Raw genomic sequence first — 14442 nt, 5'->3', positions numbered from 1 at the left:
GTCGTCCCGTTCAATCCGCCGCGCGCTTAACGATAGGGCGCATCGGCTTCAAGGTTCGCGGCAATCGCCCGCTCCCACTTGTCCCCGTTCGCCAGCAATTTCGCCTTGTCGTAGAGCAGTTCCTCGCGCGTTTCGGTCGCGTATTCGAAATTCGGCCCTTCGACGATCGCATCCACCGGGCATGCCTCCTGGCAGAAGCCGCAATAGATGCACTTGGTCATGTCGATGTCGTAACGCGTGGTGCGGCGGCTGCCGTCATCGCGCGGCTCCGCCTCGATGGTGATCGCCTGCGCCGGACACACCGCCTCGCACAGCTTGCAGGCGATGCAGCGTTCCTCGCCATTGGGATAACGGCGCAGAGCATGCTCGCCGCGGAAACGCGGGGAAAGCGGGTTCTTCTCGAAGGGATAGTTGATCGTCACCTTCGGCTTGAAGAAGTATTTCAGCGTCAGCATGTGGGCCTTGACGAATTCCCACAGCGTGAAGCTCTTGATGAGTTGTGCGGCGGTCATTGAGAAATCTCCTGGTAACCCGAGCCGCTATGGTCGAAGACACAGTTGGCCCAGAATTGCCAACGAGGCCCTTCAGGACCGTCATTGTCCCTAAAACTAAGCTTCAACCTCAATGTAGAGGGCGCACGACCGTCAACGATCTGTGGATTGGACAAGATATCAAGCCTTCCTCCCTCGAACTGCTGAGAATCGAGAATGCTGAAAGCGATCTCGTTTCTGCCAGGGACCTCAATGAAGCTTACATCCAAACTTGGCCAATAGGCTGACGGCACGGTCACTGCATCATCGCGCTGCGGGTCAATGCGCGCACTCCATCCTTGCGACGTATAGCTCAAGGCAAAGGTGTATGGATCGAACGGTGATGGGTCGTCTTCCGGACTACAGATTGCCTGTATCGTTGCAGGCCAAGCCTCATTGCTGTCTTGCGCACGCAATGGCCCAGAAGCACCGAGAATAGATAAGCAGACAAGTGCCATGACAAGCCTCATGCCGCAAACCTCGTCAACATCAGCCAGCCCGAAACGGCGAAGACGAAGAACAGGCTCAGCGGCAGGAAGACCTTCCAGCCAAGCCGCATCAGCTGGTCGTAACGGTAGCGCGGAACGGTCGCCATCACCCAGCTGAACATGAAGAAGAAGAACACGATCTTGCCGAGCAGCCAGACGATGCCGGGCACCACGTAGAGCGGCTCCCAATCCACCGGCGGCAGCCAGCCACCGAAGAACAATATGCTCATCAGCGCGCACATCAGCAGGATGTTGGCATATTCGCCCAGCCAGAAGAGCGCGAAGCTCATCGAGGAGTATTCGGTCTGGTAGCCGGCGACGAGTTCGGACTCGGCTTCGGTCAGGTCGAACGGTACGCGCTGCGTTTCGGCCAGTGCGGAGATGAAGAACATCACGAAGATCGGGAACAGCAGGATATTGAAGAAATATCCGTTCACGAAGCCGAGCCCGTGGCCCTTCTGCGCCAGCACGATCTCGTTCAGGTTGAACGATCCCGCCCACAATACCACGCAGACCATGATGAAGCCGATCGAGACTTCATAGGAGATCATCTGCGCCGATGCGCGCATGGCGGAGAAGAACGGGTATTTGGAGTTCGACGCCCAGCCCGAGATCACCACGCCGTATACGCCCAGCGAGCTGACCGCGAAGATGTAGAGCAGGCCGACATTGATATCCGCCAGCACTGCCTCGGGACCGAAGGGGATCACCGCCCAGGCGAGCAGCGCCACGGTAAAGGTGAGGATCGGCGCGATGATGAACAGGCCCTTGTTCGCGGCCGATGGGATAATCGTCTCTTGCAGGAAGACCTTCAAACCGTCCGCAAAGCTCTGCAGCAGGCCGAAGGGGCCGACCACGTTCGGGCCACGGCGCAGGTTGATCGCCGCCCAGACCTTGCGGTCCATATAGATGATCATCGCCACGCCCAGCATGAGCGGAAGGGCGATCAGCAGAATCCCGGCAATGGTCGCGACGAACCACGCCCATTCATAGTTCATGCCGAGGGACTGGAAGAATTCGGTCACGACACGTACTCCCACACCCGCTCAGGCTGAGCTTGTCGAAGCCCACGCGCCGAAATTCCTCCCTGGTCCAACCCATGGCGCGCGCCCTTCGACAGGCTCAGGGCGAGCGGGGTAGGTGCAATCTGGGCCATCATTCCGCGGCCTCCGCCAGCGTCTCACCCAGCAGCAATTCGTTCGAGCACTGCTGCATCACCGCACTCGCGCGGGCGATGGGGTTGGTGAGGTAGAAATCCTTGATCGGCGCGGGGATTGTGCCCTTGGGTGCAGCATTACCCTTCACGCTCTTGGCCAGCGCGCCGTAATCGGTGACTTCGCCTTCGATGGCCAGGGCCGGGGCATCTGCATACATGGCATCGCGCAGCTCGTGGAAGCTGTCGAAGCCGACGTTCACGCCCAGCGCATCGGCGAGCGCCCGCAGGATCGTCCAGTCCTCACGCGCGTCGCCGGGCGCGAACACGGCCTTGTCGCCACGCTGCACGCGCCCTTCGGTGTTCACATAGGTGCCGGGCTTTTCGGTGAAGGCGCTGGCGGGCAGGATGATGTCCGCCGCATGTGCGCCCTTGTCGCCGTGATGGCCGATATAGACCTTCAGGCTGTCCTCGAACCTGGTGAAATCCACCTCGTCCGCGCCGAGCGCAAGCAGCACCTTCGGCTTGGCCTTCACGATATCGGCAATGCCGCCGTCCTGCGCGAAGCCGAGCATCAGTGCGCCCATGCGAGCAGCGGCCATGTGGAGGGCGTTGAAGCCGTTCCAGCCATCCCGCACCATGTTGAAGTCATGGGCGATCTTGACCGAAGCGGCATGCGCTCCCGCTGCAAAGCCGCCGCCGCCGAGGATGATGGCGGGCTTTTCGGCAGCCTTCAGCGCGTCGGTGACTTCGGCCGGCAGCTTGGAGAGAACGGAGACGTCCTGGCCGATGAAAGTCGCCGGATAGGTCGGCTCCCATTCGGGCCCGACGATAAAGACCTTCGCGCCGCGCTTTGCCGCCTTGCGCAGGCGGACATTCACCAGCGGCGCTTCCCAGCGGACATTGCTGCCCACGATCAGGATCGCGTCAGCCTCTTCAATACCCGAGAAACCGGAGTTGAAATTCACCGCAGCAAGGTTGGACACGTCGTAATCCATGCCCGTCTGGCGGCTCTCGATCAGGGAGGAACCGCTCGCCTTCAGCAGCGCCTTGGCCGCGAACATGGTCTCGCAATCGAGCATGTCGCCAGCGACGGCAGCGATAGACTTACCCGGCTTGGCAGCGGCGATCTTCTTGAACGCCTCTTCCCAGCTCGCCTGAACCAGCTTGCCCTTTGGTCCTTTGGGCTTGCGGATCCACACCTTGTCGAGGCGGCGGCGCGTCAGGCCGTCGACCTGGTAACGCGCCTTGTCCGAAATCCACTCCTCATTCACATCGTCATTGATGCGCGGGAGCACGCGGAGCACTTCCCTGCCCCGGCTGTCGATACGGATGTTGGAGCCGACCGCGTCGGACACGTCGATGCCCAGCGTTTTCTTCAGCTCCCACGGCCGCGCCTCATAGGCATAGGGCCTGCTGGTGAGCGCACCGACCGGGCACAGGTCGATCACATTGGCGGAAAGCTCATGCTTCGCCGCCTGTTCCAGGTAAGTGGTGATCTGCATGTCCTCGCCGCGATAGAGCGCGCCGATTTCGTCCACGCCGGCGATCTCTTCGGAGAAGCGCACGCAGCGCGTGCAATGGATGCAGCGCGTCATGATCGTCTTGATCAGCGGGCCCATATTCTTGGAGGTCACCGCGCGCTTGTTCTCATGATAGCGCGAGGCGCCGCGGCCATAGGCGACGGACTGGTCCTGCAGGTCGCATTCGCCGCCCTGGTCGCAGATCGGGCAATCGAGCGGGTGGTTGATCAGCAGGAATTCCATCACGCCTTCGCGCGCGGTCTTCACCATTTCGCTGTCGGTGCGGATTTCCTGCCCTTCGGTGGCGGGAAGCGCGCAGCTTGCCTGCGGCTTGGGCGGTCCGGGCTTCACTTCGACCAGGCACATGCGGCAATTGCCAGCGATGCTCAGGCGCTCGTGATAGCAGAAACGCGGGATTTCCTTGCCCGCAAGCTCGCACGCTTGCAGCACGGTGGCGCCTGCGGGAACCTCGATTTCCTGTCCGTCTACGGTGACTTTGGGCATTATTCCGTTTCCTCGGGCAAGTCTTCGGCCGGTGGCGTACTGTTATTGGCGGCATGCCACAGGCCTTCGCCCATCCAAATGCGCAGCGATTGGGCCGACATCTCGATCTGCTGGCCTTCGGGAATGCAAGACCCGATCAGCGGCACAAGCTCCTGAATTGCAGTCGCCTCTTCCTCGCTGCCCTCCCCGGTGCGATAGAAGTAGTCGACCGTGTGGGGATCCTGCACAACCACGCAATCCGCGACGTCCATCGCGACGCGCACAGGCATGATGAGAGCGGAGAGCGGATATTCGCGCTCGGCAACCTCGTACCCCGGCTGCAGCCAGCTTGGTCCATCGTCATACATGTCGAGATAGGCTGCCTGGATGTACCAGCGACGCATGGAATCGCCGTTGTAGCTGAGGCGAACCCCGCTACGGTGCGAATTGGCGACACGGCGCAGACAGGTCTGGATCGGGTAGAGGTCGCGAATCTCGCTGGTTTCGATGCCGATCTGTTCGAAGCGGACGAAGCCGAAATCGGTTCGCGACAGAAGATCGAGACCCTTTTCGTTCGAGCGGTCCCACAGGCAACGGGCGAACTGGTCGTCCATCTTCTCCGATCGCGACCGTGTGACCTCGGTCAACCGCGCCGGAGCGAAAGCATTGCGCGGTTCGGTGGGAAACTGCCGGTCGCGGCGAATGCGCGAGTTGAGCGGTGTGTAATCATTGTCGTTGCCCTGCGCATGCGCGGGTGCGGGACTAAGTCCCGTGCCCGGCCCTGCGACGGGCAGCGCCACCGTCAGGGCAGCACACAAGGCGAAGACGCGCCTCATTCGGCGGCCACCTGCATCGAACCGGCGCGCTCGGCAATCCGACGCTCGATTTCGGGGCGGAAGTGCTTGAGCAGGCCCTGGATCGGCCATGCGGCGGCATCGCCCAGCGCGCAGATCGTGTGACCCTCAACCTGCTTGGTGACCTGGTAGAGCATGTCGATCTCTTCCAGCTCGGCATCGCCGGTTTCAAGGCGGGTCATCACGCGCCACATCCAGCCCGTGCCTTCGCGGCAGGGGGTGCACTGGCCGCAGCTCTCATGCTTGTAGAAGTAGCTCAGGCGGCTGATCGCGCGGACGATATCGGTGGACTTGTCCATCACGATCACGCCCGCAGTGCCGAGGCCGGAGCCCAGCTCCTTCAGCCCGTCGAAATCCATATGCGCGTGGCGGATCTGTTCGGCGGGAACCAGCGGGACAGAGGAGCCGCCGGGGATTACCGCGAGCAGGTTGTCCCACCCGCCGCGAATACCGCCGCAATGCTTCTCGATCAGTTCCTCGAAGGTGATGCTCATGGCCTCTTCGACGACGCATGGGTTGTTCACGTGCCCGCTGATCTGGAACAGCTTGGTGCCCTTGTTCCCCTCGCGGCCGAAGCTGGAGAACCAGCTGGCGCCGCGACGCAGGATGGTGGGCACAACGGCGATGCTCTCGACGTTGTTGACCGTGGTCGGGCAGCCATAGAGGCCCGCGCCGGCCGGGAAAGGCGGCTTCAGGCGCGGTTGGCCCTTCTTGCCCTCCAGGCTCTCGATCATCGCGGTTTCTTCGCCGCAGATATAGGCGCCCGCGCCGCGATGCATGAAGACGTCGAAGTCGTAGCCTGTGCCACTGGCATTCTTGCCGATCAGGCCCGCGTCATAGGCTTCGTCGATCGCCGCCTGCAGCGTCTCCGCCTCGCGGATATATTCGCCGCGAATGTAGATATAGGCGGCCCGCGCGCGCATCGCGTAGCCGGCGCAGAGCGCGCCTTCGATCAGCTTGTGCGGATCGTGGCGGATGATCTCGCGGTCCTTGCACGACCCCGGCTCGGATTCGTCGGCATTGATGACCAGGAAGCTCGGACGACCATCCTTCGATTCCTTGGGCATGAAGGACCACTTCATGCCGGTTGGGAAGCCCGCCCCGCCCCGACCGCGCAGGCCCGATGCCTTGATTTCCTCGATGATGTCGTCCTGCGGCTTGGCGATCAGGTCCTTGGTGTTGTCCCAGTCGCCGCGCTTGCGGGCAGCATCGAGGTTCCATGGCTGGAAGCCATAGACATTGGTGAAGATGCGATCCTTGTCTTCAAGCATCACCACTCACTCCGATAGTCGTGATTTTCATCGACCATTTCTTTGAGGTTCGAGAGCGCATTGGCAGGCTCTGAGGTATGACGGCCGGGCTCCTGCGTGCCGGTCTTGGGCGTCTCGCCCTTGGCCAGCGCGTCGAGCACGGCGTCGAGACGTTCGGCGGTCAGGTCCTCGTAATTGTCGTCGTTGATCTGGACCATCGGCGCGGTGGCGCAATTGCCCATGCATTCCACCTCGGTGAACGACCACAAGCCGTCCTCCGAGATATGCCCCGGCTTCATCCCGCGCTTCTTGCAGGCGGCGATGATATCGTCCGATCCGCGCAGCATGCAGGGCGTGGTGCCGCAGACCTGCACGTGGAATTTCCCAACCGGTTCAAGGTTGTACATGGTGTAGAAGGTCGCAACCTCGAGCACGCGGATCACCGGTTGGTCGAGATAGGCGGCGACATACTCGATCACCGGCAGCGGCAGCCAGCCCTGCGTATCGGTCTCCGCCCCAACCTGGCGCTGGGCAAGGTCGAGCAGCGGCATGGTGGCCGACTTCTGCCGTCCTTCCGGATATTTGGCGATATGCTTGTCCGCCTGCGCCTTGTTCTCCGGCGTGAAGGCAAAGCTGCCCCAGCGCTCGCGCAGCTCGGGCGTATCGGGTGCGATGTGACGGGCGGCCATTACTTGTTATCCTCCCGCAACGAGGCGGCATAGGCTTGCACTTGTTCGGGTGTGGCATTGCGGGCAGCAAGCTCGAACGATTGCGGAGTGACATAGATCAACTGCACCGTAGAAATCCTGCTTCCACGAAAGAAAACAAATGACAGCAGGGACTGATGCTGGCGCGCAAACTGCCAACGGCAAACGTTAAGCTGGCCTGGCTCGCACGAATAGCCCAGCGGCTCGCCCAGATCGGCCACTGCACGTGCAAATTGTTCACGTGCGGCGTCAATGCCGTGCCCCTGCAGGTCGTAGACATTGATGCTGTTGAACGGATCGCGGTAGCCATAAGCGAAAGACGCAGTGGGCAGGATGTGATCAACAATCGTATCGGGTGAACCGGCTTTCAAAGCTGCACCCAGATCCTGCAGGACCTTCAACTGTTCGGCGGCGAGGCGCGTAGCGGCAGCCTCCGCCTCGGCGCGCTCTTCCGGTGTTTGCGCACGCCGAAGCGGCGGAGCCGGTGGCGGCACCGTGATTGGGCGCGCGCGCCGCTGGGCGAGCATCGCTTCATCCGCAAAGTCGGCCACTATGATATAGCGATGATTACTATCATTGCTCAACATGGCGGTCAGTTTGCGCTCACGGCAGGTGAATTCCACCGTCAGCAACGCCGAGTCGGCCCCGAAATGGCGCTGACGGGTGATCGTGGCGGGACAAGTGAGCACCATATCCACGAACTGCGCCCGGTTGCTGGCCAGACTCGGTGAGCCACTGAACGTTTCCACGCTTGAAATCATGGCCACCGCCGCCTCACGTTCGCCAGCGCTCAGATTGGCCAGAAACCGCTCGTATAGCCGGAGGTCAACTTCGGCCTGCTGCTGTTCGTCCTGCGCCATGACAATGGTGGGCAAGCCCGTTGCGCCTGCCAGACTAGCACCCGTCAGGGCAGCGCTCATGCGCACCCAGCGGGAAACCTTACTTGCGGACGCTACGGTGCGCATCATCGAATGAACTCCACGCGAGAGCACTTGTCGCCCTCGAACGAATAGACAGCGATCACGTCGAACGGCTCGACCAGCTCTGAGCCATCACTGGCCGGGCCACGGGTGACGTGTTCGCGAAACAGCACGTAATTGCCGATCGCCTGGCGTTCGACGATCTCGGCACGGTTCTGCGGCCATTTGGCGAAAGCGGCGGCGAGACCCGAGCGCGTGCCTTCCTTGCCTTCGCGCACCACATCGCCGCGATAATTCGCTTCGGATGCCTCGTCAGTCATGTACGAAACATAGCGGTCGACATCCTGCGCATTGTAGGCGTCGATCATTGCTTCGGCGGTGGTCATGCGGTCAGCCACGGATAAGCCTCCGCTCCAGATACCGGCCGGCATAGAGGCCGATAACGGCGGCAAACGCAGTGGAGAGTACCTCCTTCAGCGACGCGGCACCGTGAAAGGCGACCAGATAGGCCGACACCGCCGAGGCAAAGGCCGCGAAGGCGGCGATAAAGATGAACAGCTCGCGCAGGATCACCGGTCACACTCCCCGAACACGACGTCGATAGCGCCAAGGATGGCGGTGGCGTCGGGCAGCATGTGGCCCTTGGTCATGAAATCCATGGCCTGCAGGTGACTGAAGGCAGTCGGGCGGATCTTGCAGCGATACGGCTTGTTGGAGCCGTCGCTGACGAGATAGACGCCGAATTCGCCTTTGGGACTCTCGGTCGCCACGTAGACTTCGCCCGCAGGGACATGGAAGCCCTCAGTATAGAGCTTGAAGTGGTGGATCAGCGCTTCCATCGACTGCTTCATCTCGCCGCGCTTGGGCGGAACGATCTTGCGGTCGGTGCTGGCGATCGGCCCTTCGGGCATTTCGGCCAGGCACTGCTTGATGATCTTCGCGCTTTCGTAAACTTCCTTCACGCGGACCATGAAGCGGTCATAGCAATCCGAATTGGTCCCGACGGGAATGTCGAAATCCATGCGGTCATAGACTTCGTAAGGTTGGCTTTTGCGGATATCCCAGGGGATGCCCGCCGCACGGATCATCGGGCCGGAGAAGCCCCACTTCACCGCATCGTCCTTGCTGACAACGGCGATATCGACATTGCGCTGCTTGAAGATGCGGTTGTCGATCACGAGGCTCATCGCATCGCCGAACAGTTCGGGCAGGCGCGTGTCCACCCAGTCGCCGATATCGGTCAGCAGCTTGAGCGGCACGTCCTGGTGCACGCCGCCCGGGCGGAGATACGCATGGTGCATGCGCGCGCCGGACATGCGCTCGAAGAAGTTCATGCAGTCTTCGCGCAGTTCGAACACCCACAGGTTCGGCGTCATCGCGCCAACGTCCATCACATGGGCGCCGATATTGAGCATGTGGTTGCAGATGCGCGTCAGCTCGGCGAACAGGACGCGCAGATATTGCGCGCGGATCGGCACCTCGACATTCAGCAGCTTCTCGATCGCGAGGATGTAGGAGTGCTCCATGGCGAGCGGCGAGCAATAGTCGAGCCGGTCGAAATAGGGCAGCGCCTGCAGGTAGGTCTTGTGCTCGATCAGCTTTTCGGTGCCGCGATGCAGCAGGCCGACATGCGGATCGACGCGTTCCACGACCTCACCATCGAGTTCCATCACCATGCGCAGCACGCCATGCGCAGCCGGGTGCTGGGGGCCAAAGTTGATCGTGTAGTTGGTGATCTTCTCGCCGGTGGTGGTCGGCGATTCCTCGAGCTGCATGCCGCTCATTCGCCTTCCTCCTTCTTGTCGGTTTCAGTCGCCGCCTTCGTCCCGGTCACGCTGCCTTTGCGAGCAGGCTCATCGGGGCGGTCTTCGGTCGGATCGGGCGCGCCCGCATCCTTCGTATCGCTATCCTTTTCCGCGGGAGCGCCTGCACTTTTCTTCTCCGCCGCCTTTGCATCCGCCTTGGCGCCGGCGCCCGTCTGAGAGGGTTTCTCGGTCGTCATGGGTTCGGCGACAGGCGGCACATCGGCCTTCTCGTCACCCGGCAGGATGTAATCCGCGCCTTCCCACGGGCTCATGAAATCGAAGCTGCGGAAGTCCTGCGCCAACTGGACCGGCTCATAGACGACGCGCTTCTCTTCTTCGGAATAGCGCAGTTCGTGATAGCCGGTGAGCGGGAAGTCCTTGCGGAAGGGATGCCCTTCGAAGCCGTAATCGGTGAGGATACGGCGCAAGTCGGTATTGCCGTCAAACAGCACGCCGAACATGTCGAACACTTCGCGTTCCAGCCAGCCCGCATTGGGCCACAGCGTGGTGACGGTGGGAACGGGCGTCGCCTCGTCCGTGCTCACCTTCACCATCACGCGGTGATTGCGGGTGAGCGAGAGCAGCATGTAGACCACCTCGAACCGCTCAGCGCGGCCGGGATAGTCGACACCCGCCATTTCCATCAGCTGCTGGTAATCGTGCTCGTCACGCAGCAGGCGGAGTACATCCTCGATGCTTGCGCGCTTCACGGTCAGCACGATCTCGCCATGCTCTTCCTTGGCGGAAACGAGCATGGCGCCAAGCGCGGTGGACAGCGCGTCCTTCACGCCTTCATTGGACGCAAAGCGCGGTGCGGAATGAAGAACAGCAGCCATCAGCGTTCAATCGTCCCTTCGCGGCGGATCTTGCGCTGCAATTGCATCACGCCATAGAGCAGCGCCTCTGCGGTCGGCGGGCAGCCGGGGATATAGATGTCCACGGGCACGATGCGGTCGCAGCCGCGCACCACCGAATAGGAATAGTGATAATAGCCGCCGCCATTCGCGCAGCTGCCCATGCTGATCACATATTTGGGATCGGACATCTGGTCATAGACCTTGCGCAGTGCAGGGGCCATCTTGTTGCACAGCGTGCCGGCAACGATCATCACGTCCGACTGGCGCGGGGATGCGCGCGGGGCGACGCCGAACCGCTCCATGTCATAACGGGGCATGTTCACGTGGATCATTTCCACCGCGCAGCAGGCCAGGCCGAAAGTCATCCACCACAGCGAGCCGGTGCGGGCCCACTGAAACAGCTCTTCGGTCGAAGTGACGAGGAAACCCTTGTCGTTCACCTCTGTCTGCAGGGCGTTGAAATAGTCCTGGTCGGGCTGGCGAATTTCACCGCCCTGCGCAGCGGGTGCAAGTATGGGGGCTGAAGTACTCATTCCCAATCCAGAGCTCCCTTCTTCCAGACATAGGCAAGGCCGATCAGCAGCTCCACCAGGAAGGTCATCATCGTGATCCAGCCCGGCCAACCGGTCAGGTCCAGGCTGACCGCCCAGGGAAACAGGAAAGCCGCCTCAAGGTCGAAAACGATGAACAGGATAGCGATCAGGTAAAAGCGGACGTCGAAGCGATCGCGCGGCTCCTCGAAAGCGGGGAAGCCGCATTCATATTCGCTGAGCTTTTCGGCGTCGGGATTATGCGCACCCGTAAGGCGCGAGACGCCCATTGGCAGGAACACGAAAAGGGCTGAAAGCCCCACGGCGACGCCGAGAAACAGCAGGATCGGCAGATATTGTGTCAGGTCGACCAAGGTAGACTCGATTTGCTGAGGGTTGCGGTGCGGCCTCTAAGGAATGGCCAGCCATACTGCAAGGCCATTAGGGGCGGAAATCAGGGAGTTTCCGCGCTGGATTGTGGATCGAGCGGAAGACTGCGGATTTCGGTGGTTACCAATTGCGCCCCTTTGATCGTGATGTTGCGCTGCACAATCTTGCGCATGTCACTTTCTGCCCTTAGTTGTTGGCTGAATCCAACCTTTCATCTCACACAGTACTGAGGCAATTCCCCCATGGCCATTTTCAACGAAAACGATCCTGTCGTCATTCTCTCCTACGCCCGCACGCCGATGGGCGCGATGCAGGGCGCGCTGGCCGATGTCGCGGCGACGGACCTGGGGGCGACTGCGGTCAAGGCTGCGTTGGAGCGCGCCGGCACTGCAGGCGAGGATATCGACCGTGTCTATATGGGCTGCGTGCTTCCCGCGGGCCTGGGACAGGCCCCTGCCCGCCAGGCTGCGCTGAAGGCCGGCTTGCCCAAGAGCGCGGAAGCTACCACCGTCAACAAAGTCTGCGGCAGCGGCATGCAGACGGTCATCATGGGGTCAGAAGCCTTGGCGGCAGGCGGTGCCGATATCGTCGTGGCGGGCGGCATGGAGAGCATGACCAATGCGCCCTACCTGCTCAAGAAGCATCGCTCCGGCGCGCGCCTGGGCCATGACACGGCCTATGACCACATGTTCCTCGACGGGCTGGAAGATGCCTATGTCGCCGGTACTGCCATGGGCGTATACGCACAGGAAATGGCCGACAAATACCAGCTGACGCGAGAGGAGATGGACGAATATTCGATCGCCTCGCTCACCCGCGCCAATGAGGCGATCGCGAGCGGCGCCTTCGCCGATGAAGTTGTCCCGGTCACCTGGTCCTCCCGCAAAGGCGATGTCACGGTGGATACCGACGAGTCGCCTGCCAAGGGCCGTCCGGACAAGATCCCGACGCTGCGTCCCGCCTTCGCCAAGGACGGTACGATCACTGCGGCGACTTCCTCCTCCATCTCCGACGGCGCGGCAGCAGTCGTGCTCACGCGCAAGAGCGTCGCCGAGGCCAAAGGTCTGTCGCCTGTCGCGACGGTGGTCGCCATGACCGCCCATGCGCAGGAACCGGCAGCTTTCACGACCGCCCCGGTCGGCGCGATCGAGAAGCTGCTCGAAAAGACGGGCTGGAGCGTTGAGGACGTCGACCTGTGGGAAGTGAACGAGGCCTTTGCCTGCGTGACCATGTTCGCGATGCGCGACATCGGCATTCCGCATGAAAAGATCAATGTGAATGGCGGCGGCACCGCGCTCGGCCATCCGATCGGCGCCAGCGGCACGCGCATCATCGTCACGCTGCTCGCTGCGCTGAAGGCCCGTGGGCTCAAGCGCGGCATCGCCTCGCTGTGCATCGGCGGCGGTGAAGCGACGGCGGTGGCGGTCGAACTGGCCTGATGGGCATAGCCAAGTCCTTACAAATCTGACACTACCCTGCTCCTGACCCGCATGGGAATAGGAGCAGGGACATGAAGAAAATCATCGCATTCGCAGCGGTGCTGGCGCTGGGCGCCTGCGCGCAGGAGAACGGCACGGACGCAGGCCAGGAGATGGCCGCGGCCGGGGACGAGGACGTGCTGGAAGGCAGTGCGCCTGGCTTCGAGGCGGTTGCCCCCGGTGAGTACGAAGTCGTCCATGCGGATGAAAGCGTCGATTCGCTCACCATCCATCCCGGCATGACCTGGTCCATGGTCTTCGCCAATGGCGACGCGGCCGGTGGTACAATCTTCATGCAGGGTGGCGAAACCTGTTTCGTCACAGAAGGCGTCGAGGGCCATGAGTGCTTTGTCGGCGGTGAAGTGGCCGAGGACGGCAGCATGGACAGCACCGCTAGCGACGGTGAAGTAATGACAGTCAGGCCGGTACCCGCGACATAGGAAATTTCCCCGCCATTTCCGATGGATTGGCAGCTTGCACATTTGCTTGCGCATGATACTTAATCGGTTCCTGATTTTTTGGGGGACGCAAAAATGAAGAAGTTTGTTGCACTTGCTGGTGCATTCGCGCTTGCTGCCTGCGGTGGCGATGCGGATGTCGAGGCGCCTGAGGAAGCTGCGGAAGCCACGGCTGAAGCTGTTGTGGAGAGCCCGCTGGTCGGCGCCTATGGCGGCACCACGGACGATGGCGAGGCATGGACCTCCACCATCAATGCCGATGGCACCTATGAAGACACGGTCGCCGGCGAAGTGAGCGAGACGGGCAGTTGGACGCATGAAGGCGACCAGGTCTGTTTCAATCCGACGGTCATGGAAGGCGAAGTTGCCGACCAGACCTGCCTCACGCTGATCAATGTGAATGAAGATGGCTCGCTGGTCATGACCGACCAGGACGGCAACGAAATGACCGTCCCGCGCCTCGTCGGGTAATCATCCGGCACTATCGACTTTCAGGAGGGCGGCTTTCGGGCCGCCCTTTTTCTTTGTCCGCCTCAGGCGCTGAATGAGTCTGCCTGCACAGACCTTACGGCTCGCCGTCGCCCCAAAGCCGATCCTGCGAAACCCAGCCTATGCGGCCGTCCACGTCGAATTCGCACCAGCCTTCCTCGCAGTCGCCCAGAAGGCCGATCACGCCGGGTTCGACATGCCACAGCAGCTGTGATGCTTCCTCGGGCGCTGCGTGCATTGCTGCCTCGCCCTCACCTGTCACGATGGCGGTCCGTTCGAGCGAGAGCAGCCCGTTGAAGACCCAGCCCTGCGTTCCGTCCGGCTCTTCGATCCTGCGCCAGCCCTGCTGGAGGCGGATCACCTTCACCGGCAGGCCCTCGCGGCGGTAGACCCAGTCGATCTGGTAACGCTCGCTGGGACCCACGCGCATATAGACTTCGTCGGCCGAAAGGCTGGCCCAATATGGCACCTCGCGATCCTGCGCCGAAGGGGCCGTCGGGGTGCAGCAAAGTGCTGCAAAAAAAGCG

Annotated in this window: 18 protein-coding genes; 3 read left to right on the top strand and 15 right to left on the bottom strand. The window is 61.8% G+C overall.

Features of this window, described 5'->3' with window-relative positions; genetic code table 11:
- Window positions 1-26: 26 nt before the first annotated feature.
- From nuoI to ndhC, 14 genes are all read right to left on the bottom strand, one after another.
- Window positions 27-512 carry an NADH-quinone oxidoreductase subunit NuoI gene (nuoI, locus tag E5222_RS06735; protein WP_136693013.1) on the bottom strand — a complete coding sequence of 162 codons (486 nt, stop codon included), beginning with the start codon at window positions 510-512 and terminating at the stop codon, window positions 27-29.
- Window positions 509-988, bottom strand: coding sequence for a hypothetical protein (locus E5222_RS06730; RefSeq protein ID WP_169053513.1), 480 nt, complete (start codon window positions 986-988; stop codon window positions 509-511). The genes nuoI and E5222_RS06730 overlap by 4 nt, the downstream gene beginning before the upstream one ends.
- Before the next feature lie 8 nt (window positions 989-996).
- Entirely contained in the window at window positions 997-2043 is a 1047-nt protein-coding gene (gene nuoH / locus E5222_RS06725; protein WP_136693011.1) for an NADH-quinone oxidoreductase subunit NuoH, read from the bottom strand.
- Between the two features lie 130 nt (window positions 2044-2173).
- Window positions 2174-4198, bottom strand: a complete 2025-nt coding sequence (gene nuoG / locus E5222_RS06720; RefSeq protein WP_136693010.1) for an NADH-quinone oxidoreductase subunit NuoG — start codon at window positions 4196-4198, stop codon at window positions 2174-2176.
- Entirely contained in the window at window positions 4198-5013 is an 816-nt protein-coding gene (locus tag E5222_RS06715) for a hypothetical protein (protein WP_136693009.1), read from the bottom strand. The genes nuoG and E5222_RS06715 overlap by 1 nt, the downstream gene beginning before the upstream one ends.
- Window positions 5010-6302: an NADH-quinone oxidoreductase subunit NuoF gene (nuoF, locus tag E5222_RS06710; protein ID WP_136693008.1), complete on the bottom strand. Its 1293-nt coding sequence runs from the start codon at window positions 6300-6302 to the stop codon at window positions 5010-5012. Before nuoF ends, E5222_RS06715 begins: the two co-directional genes overlap by 4 nt.
- The gene (gene nuoE, locus E5222_RS06705; protein WP_136693007.1) at window positions 6302-6970 is read right to left on the bottom strand and encodes an NADH-quinone oxidoreductase subunit NuoE; all 669 of its coding nucleotides are present in this window, start codon (window positions 6968-6970) and stop codon (window positions 6302-6304) included. The genes nuoF and nuoE overlap by 1 nt, the downstream gene beginning before the upstream one ends.
- Window positions 6970-7956 (bottom strand): hypothetical protein, encoded by a 987-nt coding sequence (locus E5222_RS06700; protein ID WP_136693006.1) that lies wholly within the window; start codon window positions 7954-7956, stop codon window positions 6970-6972. The genes nuoE and E5222_RS06700 overlap by 1 nt, the downstream gene beginning before the upstream one ends.
- Window positions 7953-8276 (bottom strand): nuclear transport factor 2 family protein, encoded by a 324-nt coding sequence (locus E5222_RS06695; RefSeq protein ID WP_211196132.1) that lies wholly within the window; start codon window positions 8274-8276, stop codon window positions 7953-7955. The genes E5222_RS06700 and E5222_RS06695 overlap by 4 nt, the downstream gene beginning before the upstream one ends.
- 22 nt (window positions 8277-8298) lie before the next feature.
- A complete protein-coding gene (locus E5222_RS06690; protein ID WP_136693005.1) occupies window positions 8299-8481 on the bottom strand; it encodes a hypothetical protein in 183 nt (60 codons plus the stop codon).
- Window positions 8478-9683, bottom strand: a complete 1206-nt coding sequence (locus E5222_RS06685; RefSeq protein WP_136693770.1) for an NADH-quinone oxidoreductase subunit D — start codon at window positions 9681-9683, stop codon at window positions 8478-8480. The genes E5222_RS06690 and E5222_RS06685 overlap by 4 nt, the downstream gene beginning before the upstream one ends.
- Window positions 9684-9688: 5 nt before the next feature.
- The gene (locus tag E5222_RS06680; RefSeq protein ID WP_136693004.1) at window positions 9689-10549 is read right to left on the bottom strand and encodes an NADH-quinone oxidoreductase subunit C; all 861 of its coding nucleotides are present in this window, start codon (window positions 10547-10549) and stop codon (window positions 9689-9691) included.
- Window positions 10549-11103 carry a NuoB/complex I 20 kDa subunit family protein gene (locus tag E5222_RS06675; RefSeq protein ID WP_136693003.1) on the bottom strand — a complete coding sequence of 185 codons (555 nt, stop codon included), beginning with the start codon at window positions 11101-11103 and terminating at the stop codon, window positions 10549-10551. Before E5222_RS06675 ends, E5222_RS06680 begins: the two co-directional genes overlap by 1 nt.
- Window positions 11100-11474, bottom strand: coding sequence for an NADH-quinone oxidoreductase subunit A (gene ndhC, locus E5222_RS06670; protein ID WP_136693002.1), 375 nt, complete (start codon window positions 11472-11474; stop codon window positions 11100-11102). Before ndhC ends, E5222_RS06675 begins: the two co-directional genes overlap by 4 nt.
- Window positions 11475-11732: 258 nt before the next feature.
- Here ndhC and E5222_RS06665 point away from each other — a divergent pair, with 258 nt between their 5' ends.
- From E5222_RS06665 to E5222_RS06655, 3 genes are all read left to right on the top strand, one after another.
- The gene (locus E5222_RS06665) at window positions 11733-12929 is read left to right on the top strand and encodes a thiolase family protein (protein ID WP_136693001.1); all 1197 of its coding nucleotides are present in this window, start codon (window positions 11733-11735) and stop codon (window positions 12927-12929) included.
- 71 nt (window positions 12930-13000) lie between these two features.
- Window positions 13001-13408, top strand: coding sequence for a hypothetical protein (locus tag E5222_RS06660; protein ID WP_136693000.1), 408 nt, complete (start codon window positions 13001-13003; stop codon window positions 13406-13408).
- A gap of 93 nt (window positions 13409-13501) precedes the next feature.
- Window positions 13502-13897, top strand: a complete 396-nt coding sequence (locus E5222_RS06655; RefSeq protein WP_136692999.1) for a hypothetical protein — start codon at window positions 13502-13504, stop codon at window positions 13895-13897.
- A gap of 94 nt (window positions 13898-13991) precedes the next feature.
- On the opposite strand, the gene E5222_RS06650 is transcribed toward E5222_RS06655, so the two are convergent.
- The gene (locus E5222_RS06650) at window positions 13992-14384 is read right to left on the bottom strand and encodes an SH3 domain-containing protein (protein WP_246021594.1); all 393 of its coding nucleotides are present in this window, start codon (window positions 14382-14384) and stop codon (window positions 13992-13994) included.
- Window positions 14385-14442 lie beyond the last annotated feature (58 nt).

It is taken from the genome of Alteraurantiacibacter aquimixticola, assembly GCF_004965515.1.
Taxonomy (GTDB): domain Bacteria; phylum Pseudomonadota; class Alphaproteobacteria; order Sphingomonadales; family Sphingomonadaceae; genus Alteraurantiacibacter; species Alteraurantiacibacter aquimixticola.
Note: the sequence above shows the minus strand (reverse complement) of the source record. Positions and strands in the feature narration are given on the sequence as shown.

Excerpts from the sequence above, each read along its gene's own strand:
- nuoE (WP_136693007.1), bottom strand. The coding sequence starts at position 6,970 with ATGGCCGCCCGTCACATCGCACCCGATACGCCCGAGCTGCGCGAGCGC.
- E5222_RS06700 (WP_136693006.1), bottom strand. The coding sequence starts at position 7,956 with ATGATGCGCACCGTAGCGTCCGCAAGTAAGGTTTCCCGCTGGGTGCGC.
- nuoI (WP_136693013.1), bottom strand. The coding sequence starts at position 512 with ATGACCGCCGCACAACTCATCAAGAGCTTCACGCTGTGGGAATTCGTC.
- nuoG (WP_136693010.1), bottom strand. The coding sequence starts at position 4,198 with ATGCCCAAAGTCACCGTAGACGGACAGGAAATCGAGGTTCCCGCAGGC.
- nuoF (WP_136693008.1), bottom strand. The coding sequence starts at position 6,302 with ATGCTTGAAGACAAGGATCGCATCTTCACCAATGTCTATGGCTTCCAG.
- E5222_RS06655 (WP_136692999.1), top strand. The coding sequence starts at position 13,502 with ATGAAGAAGTTTGTTGCACTTGCTGGTGCATTCGCGCTTGCTGCCTGC.
- E5222_RS06730 (WP_169053513.1), bottom strand. The coding sequence starts at position 988 with ATGGCACTTGTCTGCTTATCTATTCTCGGTGCTTCTGGGCCATTGCGT.
- E5222_RS06660 (WP_136693000.1), top strand. The coding sequence starts at position 13,001 with ATGAAGAAAATCATCGCATTCGCAGCGGTGCTGGCGCTGGGCGCCTGC.
- E5222_RS06665 (WP_136693001.1), top strand. The coding sequence starts at position 11,733 with ATGGCCATTTTCAACGAAAACGATCCTGTCGTCATTCTCTCCTACGCC.
- E5222_RS06685 (WP_136693770.1), bottom strand. The coding sequence starts at position 9,683 with ATGCAGCTCGAGGAATCGCCGACCACCACCGGCGAGAAGATCACCAAC.
- E5222_RS06680 (WP_136693004.1), bottom strand. The coding sequence starts at position 10,549 with ATGGCTGCTGTTCTTCATTCCGCACCGCGCTTTGCGTCCAATGAAGGC.
- E5222_RS06695 (WP_211196132.1), bottom strand. The coding sequence starts at position 8,276 with ATGATCGACGCCTACAATGCGCAGGATGTCGACCGCTATGTTTCGTAC.
- E5222_RS06675 (WP_136693003.1), bottom strand. The coding sequence starts at position 11,103 with ATGAGTACTTCAGCCCCCATACTTGCACCCGCTGCGCAGGGCGGTGAA.
- E5222_RS06715 (WP_136693009.1), bottom strand. The coding sequence starts at position 5,013 with ATGAGGCGCGTCTTCGCCTTGTGTGCTGCCCTGACGGTGGCGCTGCCC.